At 26.7% G+C, this 9,653-nt stretch carries 9 protein-coding genes and 2 CRISPR repeat arrays; of the genes, 7 read left to right on the top strand and 2 right to left on the bottom strand.

Features of this window, described 5'->3' with window-relative positions; all coding sequences use genetic code 11:
- Positions 1 to 176 precede the first annotated feature (176 nt).
- Positions 177 to 641, top strand: coding sequence for a glyoxalase/bleomycin resistance/dioxygenase family protein (locus NG918_RS16180; protein WP_252227068.1), 465 nt, complete (start codon positions 177 to 179; stop codon positions 639 to 641).
- A 46-nt stretch (positions 642 to 687) separates the two neighbouring features.
- Positions 688 to 1,404: an SDR family NAD(P)-dependent oxidoreductase gene (locus NG918_RS16175; protein ID WP_252216886.1), complete on the top strand. Its 717-nt coding sequence runs from the start codon at positions 688 to 690 to the stop codon at positions 1,402 to 1,404.
- A gap of 285 nt (positions 1,405 to 1,689) precedes the next feature.
- Positions 1,690 to 2,179: direct repeats of the CRISPR family, unit length 30 nt; unit sequence GTTTAACCTTAACATGAGATGTATTTAAAT.
- 558 nt (positions 2,180 to 2,737) lie between these two features.
- Here the strand turns inward: NG918_RS16175 and NG918_RS16170 are convergent.
- A complete protein-coding gene (locus NG918_RS16170) occupies positions 2,738 to 3,295 on the bottom strand; it encodes a TetR/AcrR family transcriptional regulator (protein WP_252216884.1) in 558 nt (185 codons plus the stop codon).
- A gap of 169 nt (positions 3,296 to 3,464) precedes the next feature.
- Between NG918_RS16170 and NG918_RS16165 the strand changes: the two genes are divergently transcribed.
- The 3 genes from NG918_RS16165 to NG918_RS16155 all read left to right on the top strand — a co-directional run bounded on the left by NG918_RS16165 (position 3,465) and on the right by NG918_RS16155 (position 5,840).
- The gene (locus NG918_RS16165; protein ID WP_252216883.1) at positions 3,465 to 3,992 is read left to right on the top strand and encodes an HXXEE domain-containing protein; all 528 of its coding nucleotides are present in this window, start codon (positions 3,465 to 3,467) and stop codon (positions 3,990 to 3,992) included.
- Between the two features lie 26 nt (positions 3,993 to 4,018).
- Complete coding sequence (locus NG918_RS16160; protein WP_252227065.1) at positions 4,019 to 4,933, top strand: class I SAM-dependent methyltransferase; 915 nt, start codon at positions 4,019 to 4,021, stop codon at positions 4,931 to 4,933.
- 253 nt (positions 4,934 to 5,186) lie between these two features.
- Positions 5,187 to 5,840 (top strand): FadR/GntR family transcriptional regulator, encoded by a 654-nt coding sequence (locus NG918_RS16155; RefSeq protein ID WP_252227063.1) that lies wholly within the window; start codon positions 5,187 to 5,189, stop codon positions 5,838 to 5,840.
- Between the two features lie 57 nt (positions 5,841 to 5,897).
- On the opposite strand, the gene NG918_RS16150 is transcribed toward NG918_RS16155, so the two are convergent.
- Positions 5,898 to 7,109 (bottom strand): CynX/NimT family MFS transporter, encoded by a 1,212-nt coding sequence (locus NG918_RS16150; protein ID WP_252227061.1) that lies wholly within the window; start codon positions 7,107 to 7,109, stop codon positions 5,898 to 5,900.
- A gap of 197 nt (positions 7,110 to 7,306) precedes the next feature.
- Here NG918_RS16150 and NG918_RS16145 point away from each other — a divergent pair, with 197 nt between their 5' ends.
- Together NG918_RS16145 and NG918_RS16140 are read left to right on the top strand one after the other, a co-directional pair.
- Positions 7,307 to 7,870, top strand: a complete 564-nt coding sequence (locus NG918_RS16145; RefSeq protein ID WP_252227059.1) for a nitroreductase family protein — start codon at positions 7,307 to 7,309, stop codon at positions 7,868 to 7,870.
- A 334-nt stretch (positions 7,871 to 8,204) separates the two neighbouring features.
- Positions 8,205 to 8,953: a CRISPR direct-repeat array (repeat unit 30 nt; unit sequence GTTTAACCTTAACATGAGATGTATTTAAAT).
- Positions 8,954 to 9,206: 253 nt separating this feature from the next.
- Positions 9,207 to 9,431, top strand: coding sequence for a hypothetical protein (locus NG918_RS16140; protein WP_252227057.1), 225 nt, complete (start codon positions 9,207 to 9,209; stop codon positions 9,429 to 9,431).
- Positions 9,432 to 9,653: the final 222 nt, after the last annotated feature.

The following is a 9,653-nucleotide window of genomic DNA, read 5'->3' as shown; positions in this document are numbered from 1 at the left end:
TGAGTTTCTTAAATGAGTTTTTTATTCGTACAATATTGAGTTTGGAAATAAATAACATATTAAAATACAATGTGAAATAATAACTTGTTATACACTTAAAAGTATATAAAATGAGAGGTGGTGAACTTTAGTAAGAGTTTGGTAATTATAATACATTCTCTTACTAAAGATAACATATGGAATTTAAATTGGCACTATTAGCAGTGAAAGATGTTAATGTTTCTAAACAGTTTTATAAGGAACTATTTGACCAAAAAGTTATTCTTGATTTAGGTAAAAATGTAACGTTTAGTGGTGGGTTTGCAATACAAGAGGATTTTGCGTGGCTTACAAATTTATCTGCTAATTCTGTTAAGGAGAAGTCAAATAATATGGAATTATATTTTGAGGTAGATAATTTTGAAGCATTTATGCAAAAGATACAAGAGTATGAAAATATTGAATATGTTCATCAGCCTAAAAAACATGAATGGCAACAAAGAGTTGTTCGTATTTATGACCCTGACCATCATATTATAGAGATAGGAGAATTTATGACAGTTATAGCAAAACGTTATCTTAACAATGGATATTCTATAGAGGAAATTTCAAAAATTATTCAACATCCTATTGAATTTGTTGAAATGTGTAAACAAAGCTGATGAATTCAGTTTATTAAACAAGTTGGTTTAAAGGGGGGAACGTTTTATGGATAAGGCAATTATTATTGGTGCAAGTAGTGGAATTGGAAGAGAATTAGCAAAAATTTTTTCAAAAGAGAAATATAATCTAGGATTAGCTGCAAGAAGAAGTAACTTGTTATCTGAGCTTCAAAAAGAACTACCTACAAAATCATATATAAAAAGTATTGATATTTCTAAACAAGATGAAGCAATGAACAAATTAACTGAATTAATTAATGAAATGGGTGGTGTAGATTTAATAATAATAACTTCAGGTATTGGAGATTTAAATGAAGAATTAGATTGGAATAAGGAAAAAGAAGTAATTGATGTTAATGTATCTGGAGTTACATCAATGATTAATATTTCATTAAAACATTTCATGGAAAAAAACTCTGGCCAATTAGTGGTAATATCATCTGTTGGGGGGTTAAGAGGAAGTAGAGGGGCACCTTCATATAACGCTTCTAAAGCATTTCTTTCTAATTATTTAGAAGGCATAAGATGTAAAGTTAGAAAAAGTAACTCTAATATAACAATAACAGATATTAGACCAGGATTAGTAGATACAGATATGGCTAAAGGAGAAGGATTATTTTGGGTTCAACCCCTTGAGAAAGCATCATATCAAATACATGAGAAAATAAAACAAAGAAAGAAAATAGCATATGTAACTAAAAGATGGGGAGTTATGGCATTTATTTTAAAACATATGCCTGATAGAATTTATTCTAAGTTATAAAAATAAATAACAGAGTGTAAAATCGCATTATTCAAAGAATTGGATTTGCGATTTTTTATTATTCAATACTAAGAAAGTGTACAGTTTAACTAGAATATTAAACATTCTATTTTACCAGCCATAAATTCATGTGAAACTCCTTAATCCATTAGAATTACAGGGTTAAAATGATATTTGGAAATTTTTCTGAGAATCCTATAAACGGCTGGGAAAGTTTCCTTAAAACCTTGAAGTTTCAATGCTTTAGTGATATTGTTGATTTTAGAGAATGGCTATTTTGCTATGGTTTAACCTTAACATGAGATGTATTTAAATTTTTTAGAAATATAAACTATACAAGAACGTGTTATGTTTAACCTTAACATGAGATGTATTTAAATTTTTTAGAAATATAAACTATACAAGAACGTGTTATGTTTAACCTTAACATGAGATGTATTTAAATGCTATTCCTTGCAATAAGTTATAATAATTATACGGAGTTTAACCTTAACATGAGATGTATTTAAATAGATGAAAAAATTGACGATTATTCAAAAGCTAAAAGGTTTAACCTTAACATGAGATGTATTTAAATTAGTTTAGTGATTCACCAATAATAGGAATCTTTCCAGGTTTAACCTTAACATGAGATGTATTTAAATACTGTAAAATATTCTTTTTTTGTTGAATCATAATATGTTTAACCTTAACATGAGATGTATTTAAATTATTTTAAAGTTGACATTTTAAAATCTTCCAATGCGTTTAACCTTAACATGAGATGTACAATAAAATATCCTTATAGTTATAATTTTGATTTTGTGGCTATAAGGATGTTTTTATTTTTAATTCTTAATAATGTTATAAAAACAGTTACTAAAAATGTTACAAGATAGATTAATAAGTTGAAATATTTTTAGAGAAGATAACTTCTTATTTTCTTATATTCATATTTTTATAAATGCTTAGGATTTAAGTATCTTAGGTGTTTTTTTATATGAAATTCTAAAAAAGTGTACAACCTGTAAAAAATGCGACGTAAATGCTGAAAATTGAAATACGAACGATGATCTCTGAAAATGAAATAATACAATGTTAAAGATACCTATAATTTTCACAATCGTAATTTTTTATGTAATATTATTCATATTAGCATCAAACTGCAGTTTGTGAAAATGATGTTTAAAAGTATATTGTTTTTTATTAGAAAGATAAAATTTAGAGCTAACGAGATTAAGTTGCTAATCTTGTTAGCTCATCAGTAAAAATTTAATTATGAAAGTTTTTTTAGCAGATTGAGGTATATAATTTTTGCTATTTTTACATAAACATTGTTATATAAAGCACTGTTTTAAATTGATTTTGAAAAATTTCTAATTGCTTTTTTAATTGCCTGAGCTATTTCTTTAGGAGATTCTCTTTCGTTATTGTCTATCCATTTAGATAACACATTCCAAAGACCACCTATGTTATAAAGAACTATGTATTCTTCTTCAATATGGTTATCATAATCATGCCATTGAACTTCTGAAAATTTATTTATATCAGGTATAAATGAATTTATTTTTTCCATGATAAAGTAAAATAAGTGATTTTGTTTAAGTAATTCTAATTCTTTAATATGTTTATTCCAGAATTCAAAATAATTAATAAGAGTACTATCAAAAGAGAAATCAGTGTTTTCTTTTATAGACCTTATATAGTCTTCGAATAAATAATCTGTGTATTTACATAGTAGATCTTCTTTAACTTTAAAATTACGATAAAATGTTCTTCTTGATAATTGTGCTTTATCTGATATTTCTTTAACTGTAATAGTGGAGTATGGTTTTTCTTTCATTAAATCAAAGAGAGCTTCAATTAACCATTTCTTAGATTGTTCAGCAATTCGATTTGTTTTTTGTTTCAAAGTATACCTCCTAAAGTGTCACAAATTCTTTTAATATGTAGCACTTATCTAAATAGTATTGATATTATCTATAAATGCATTATACTATATTTGAAGCTAAGTGTCACATGTGTGAATTAAATTCTCATATGTGACTATGTATTAGACTTAATTTAAGGGGGTGATTTATATGAATAGTATAAATGTTATTGTTTGGTTATTTCCTGTTATATTTATGATCCATGATTTTGAAGAAATTATACTTGTTTCAGCTTGGAAGAAAAGGTATAAGAATTACCTTGACACCTGCACAATAAAAAAGAAGCCATTTGAAGATTTTAAAAGTACAGATTCCTTCTCAATTGGAGTAGAAATCCTATTTCTGATTTTTTCATTTGCTTCCTTGTTTTCAATCATTTTTAATAGCTATTATATTTGGTATGGACTTTTTTTTGCCACTGCAGCTCACTTTATTACAGCTCATTTAAATTTGACAATAAAATTTAAACATTATGTTCCAGGCATTATAACTGCAATTTTATTTTTACCTTTGAGTATCTATATTCTTTATACTGCAACATTAATATTAGCATTTAGCGTAACTGAAATAATCTTATCTTGTGTTGCTGGTTCGCTATTTGGATTTGTAATTTATGTTTTGCTTCACAGTGTAGAAAAAAATTTTGAAAACCTATTAGTTAAATTCTCAAATAAATAAAATATTATATTAGAGGTGATAATTTTATGGAGAAAAAAAGTATGACAGCACTCATAAGCGCCTTTTCAAGAGCATATCATTCAATACAAAATACAGAGAAAGTATTTGATGATTACTTAGCAAAGGATATTCTAACTCAAAATGAATACGAAGAAATTGTAAGTAATATGTCAAAAGGTATCAAATTTTTCAATCCATCATTTGAGGGTACACAGGATGAAGCTTTACGCTTTATTGTTGATAATCAGTTATCTCCAACTCCAATTGGTAGAGCGGCATTTACAGAAAAGTCGCTTGAAAATGCAGTAAAAATTGGTGCAAAGCAATATTTGATTTTTGCTGCTGGGTATGATACATTCGCATATCGTCAGCCTGACTGGGCAAAAAATATTCAAATATTTGAACTTGACCATCCTTTAACTGGAATTGATAAGCAAAAGCGTATTCAATCAGTAATTACAGAAAAACCTTCCAATTTACACTATATACCTATTGATTTTACAGAAAAGACTTGGGAGAGAAATCTAATTGAATGTTTGCAGTTTGAGCAAAACAAAATAAGTTTTTGCAGTTTACTTGGAGTAAATTACTATTTGACTAAGGAAGATTTTGAACATGCAATAAATACTATTTCAAGTATTGTGCCAAAAGGCAGTAGCATTGTTTTTGATTATCAAGATGAGGATACTTATACTCCAAAGGCAGGGGAAAGAGTTAAAAAGCAAATTGCAATGACTAGTGCATCAAACGAAAAAATGCTTGCAAGTTATTCTTATTTAGAGTTGGAAAAACTATTAGCTCATAGTAATTTCTTAATTTATGAGCATTTAACACCAAATGAAATAACTAAGCAGTATTTCAAAAAATATAATCAATCAAATCCAGAGCATCCTATAAAAGCATTTGATAATGTGAATTATTGCTTGGCAGTTAAGAAATAAAAGCAAAATTTAAGAGATTAGTATCCTTGCTTAATTAATATATTTTTAGAGAAGACAACTTCTTGTCTTCTTATATTCATATGTTGATAAAAATATAACTTCTTTTAATTTTGAATATTAGTTTTAATAAATAATTAAACTATTTTTATAGCAAAGGTGATATCAAATTTATTGTTTACATAATAATATTCGTCTATAATATATAGTAAATATAACTATTTTATTTTTTGAAATTTATAGGAGATAAATTTAGATGAGTATAAATAAGCCAATTCGAGTATCATTAACTAAACAAATAGCAGATGAATTTGAAAATGCAATTTTACGAGGGGATTGGAAAGTTGGAGAAAAAATCCCTTCTGAACCTGAATTGAGTACCCAATTTAATGTAAGTAGAAATACTATTAGAGAAGCTCTTCAATCATTAATTCAAGCTAGTGTTTTATCGTCACGTCAAGGTTCAGGAACTTATGTTATAGCAAGTAGTAGATTTGAAGCGAATATGAAAGAGATGTTAACAAAATCTAGTGTTAATGAGATAGCAGAAGTTAGATGGTTCCTAGAAAAACAAATTGTACGTTTAGCTGCAGAAAGATGTAATGAAAATGATATTAGGAATATGAAAGAAGCTTTATTAGAAAGAAACACTATTAAAGATACTGTAAAGGAAAATTCTGTTGCAGATCTAAAGTTTCATATAGAGATTACAAAAGCTTGTCATAACTCTATTTTTTATGATTTATACAAAAGTATTTCTAAGTATATTCAAACTGAAATACATAATAAAAATCTTAAAAACTTAGATGAAAATAAAATAGATAATTTTCATATAGAGTTATTTGAAAATATATCTTCTCATAATCCTGATAAAGCATCTAATACAATAGAAAAAATATTAAATCTATAAATAAAATGCTATACTATATCAAAAGTAAATTTGATATAGTATAGCATCTTTATGTTTTTAACACTTTTCTACAGTTAAGTCTTCTAAAAAGTCATCTACAACTTCATTTTTCCCGCACTTTAATCCACATCCAATTAATAATAAGATACAGAAATTTAGTATTATTAAGGGGATCATCCATGATGATGTAAAATCAAAAATAAATCCTAGCATAAAAGGACCAATTGCAGCAAATGCATATCCAGCTGATTGAGCCATTCCAGAAAGTTCAGTTGCTTTTTTATCATTTGGAGAACGAAGAGCTATAAATGCAATAGCAAGACTAATACTTCCGCCCATACCAATACCTACAAAAATAAGTGAAATGATTATTAATGAAGTTGATTTGAAAACCATAAGAAAAATCATTCCTACAAAATATATTGCAGATGATAGAGTAGCTATTCCTCTTTGGTTTTTAAACTTATCAGCTATTATAGGAAATAATAGAGTAGCTGGAAGTCCCACTAACTGAAATAAAAAAGACATAGTACCGGCAAATTCAGAACTCATTCCTTTTGAAAGTATAATTGATGGTAACCATGCAACTAAGCAATAAAATATTAGAGATTGGATTCCCATAAACAAAGTAACCCACCAAGCAAGAGGAGATTTCCAAATAGATGAATTTTGTTTGTTTTCAGTATTATTGTTAGACATTTTAACTTGATTATTATTTTTAAGTTGTGGTATCCAAATAAACACAGTTATTAATGTTAGTATTGACCATATGCATAATGAATTTCTCCAACTTAAGTTGAATTTATTTACTAATGGTACACTTATACCAGATCCTACTGCTGCTAAAATACACATGCTTGTTGTATAAACACTTGTAATTACCCCTGTATTTTTTGAGAATTTTAGCTTTATAATACTTGGAATTAAAACATTACCTATAGCGATTCCAATTCCTATAATAGCAGTACCTAAAAATAATCCTAATGCATTTGTATAAGAACGTATTAGTTCTCCGATAAATATGAATGCTAGACCACCCATCATTGTTTTCCCATATCCTAACTTAGAATTTATTTTAGAAACAAACGGTGAAAAAATAGCAAATATAATAAGAGGTACTGTTGTAATAAATCCTGCAATACTATTACTTAAATTAAATTGGGCCTTTATTAAATTTATTATAGATCCAACGGAAGTAATTGGAGCTCTTAAATTAAAAGATATGAAAATTATTCCTAAAATTAAAAATATTTTTGTTGATTTTTTCATTTAAATCCTTCTTTCTTTCAATTAACTTGTCCAATCATTGGACAAGTTAATTATAATAATATATAATTTAAAAGTCAATAAAAATGATGTCCTTTGAAAACTAGATAATGTGATAATTATAAAGTATGTTATAATTAGTGCATCATTATAAATTATTATAAACATTGTAGATTTGGTACTAATTAAGGAGGGCTAATATGGATGTAATAAAAACAATAGAAGAGCGTAGAAGCATTAGAAAGTTCCAAGATAAAACAGTATCAAAAGAGATAATAGAAAAAATTTTAGAATTAGCAACTAAAGCGCCTTCAGGGAAAAATCGTCAACCATGGAGGTTTATTGTCTTACAAGATAGAAGAAAAGATGAATTGGTAAGCCTTATGAAGTTCTCCTTAAATAGAGATAAAAAACAGAATAAGTCTACTGGTAGTTTTGAGTTAAGCATTAATTCAATTAATGAAGCATCAGCAGTAGTTTTAGTATTTAATACATTTTCTAATTTTGAAGAAGACTATAATCATTATAGATTGCTTACTGATACTCAATCAATTGGTGCTGCTATACAAACATTACTTTTAGCAGCACAGGATTTTAAATTAGGAACTCTTTGGATTTGTGACATATTTCATTGTGACAAAGAAATATATTCATGGTTAAATATTAAAGATGAACTTGTAGCAGCAGTAGCAATTGGATACCCCAATGAATCACCATATCCAAGGCCACGAAAGTTGCTAGATAAAGTTGTAAAATGGATATAAATTTTATTTATCTATGTAATACATGAAATTCTTAGATAATCAATTAATAAAATTAAATAACAGATTATAAAGTCGCATTATTCAAGAGATTGAATTTGCGATTTTTTACTGAGCGATACTACTAAAGCGTATAGTTTACTATAATATTAAACATTCTATTTTACCAGCCGTGAATTTATATAAAACTCATTAGTTCATTGAAATTACAGGGATAAGGTGGATTTTTTAAATTTTCCTGAGAATTTTACAATCGCCTGGTAAAGTTTCCTTCAAAGCTTGAGGTTTCAATGCTTTAGTGATATTATTGATTTTAGAGAATGGCTATTTTACTATGGTTTAACCTTAACATGAGATGTATTTAAATACTTTTAGATAATAGAAAATTGTTTTTAGATTATTGTTTAACCTTAACATGAGATGTATTTAAATTATTAATTGTAGATGTTTGTTGACTTGATACAACTGTTTAACCTTAACATGAGATGTATTTAAATATGTGTTGGATATAGTGATGGAATTTAGGAGGAAGAGTTTAACCTTAACATGAGATGTATTTAAATGCTTCAGAAAAGCTAAAAAACGCCTAAAACACATAGTTTAACCTTAACATGAGATGTATTTAAATGATGGAACAAACTTTGATGAAATTCTAAATTTGGATGTTTAACCTTAACATGAGATGTATTTAAATTCCACTGGAGCTGGTATGGGCAGTGTTTCAGTAAGGTTTAACCTTAACATGAGATGTATTTAAATGGAATAGAAGCAGAACCATTGAAATCAACTGAATTGTTTAACCTTAACATGAGATGTATTTAAATTATACTTGTAAGTTAGGATCATCTGGATTTAATGTAGTTTAACCTTAACATGAGATGTATTTAAATTAAATTATATTTAACCTCTTCCTTTCATTAATTTTTGTTTAACCTTAACATGAGATGTATTTAAATAGCCAGTCTTTTGTTGCACTCCATACCTCTGTTGTGTTTAACCTTAACATGAGATGTATTTAAATAAATTAGCTTTATTAGTCCTTTGTTCTAAAGCATCGTTTAACCTTAACATGAGATGTACAATAAAATATCCTTATAGCTATAATTTTGATTTTGTGGCTATAAGGATGTTTTTATTTTTAATTCTTAATAATGTTATAAAAACAGTTACTAAAAATGTAACTAGTAATGTTACAAGATAGATTAATATTGTAATCATGACGGTAAATTAGAGCTATATTTAAGGCCAAAACAATGTGATATTTATATGGTGTTGTATAATTAAATTATAATGGTAATATATTACAGAAGTTTTATCATTCAAGAAAGGATTATATATTATGTTTAATAAAAACACTAACAATAGAAATTCCTTAAGTAATACTATTGTAAACACAGTTATATCCATTTTATGGATTGTATTAATCTGTACAATAATTAGTTCAATTATAATATGGGAAAAAACAAGTGATTTAGTGTATATTATATCAGGAGTTATTGGGACACTAGGAATTTTATTAAATATATACCTTTTATCAAAAGAAAAATCTAGAAAAAGTGAATAATATGGTATTAAAATATGTTATAATTTATTTAAAAACACAGAAAGCTTGGGTTTAAATGGGAAATGAAATAATAAATTTTATGTATTGAGATGAATGGGGGTATACGAAAATGTTAAAAAAGTCAAAAGAAGTTTATGATTTCTTAAATAGGATGGAGATTAGGTTTAAACTTATTGAGCATAAGGAAGTATATAATATTGATGAGATGATGGAACTTAACTT

Origin of the sequence: Clostridium sp. ZBS2 (genome assembly GCF_023845855.1) — a bacterium.
GTDB lineage: Bacteria > Bacillota > Clostridia > Clostridiales > Clostridiaceae > Clostridium > Clostridium aquiflavi.
Note: the sequence above shows the minus strand (reverse complement) of the source record. Positions and strands in the feature narration are given on the sequence as shown.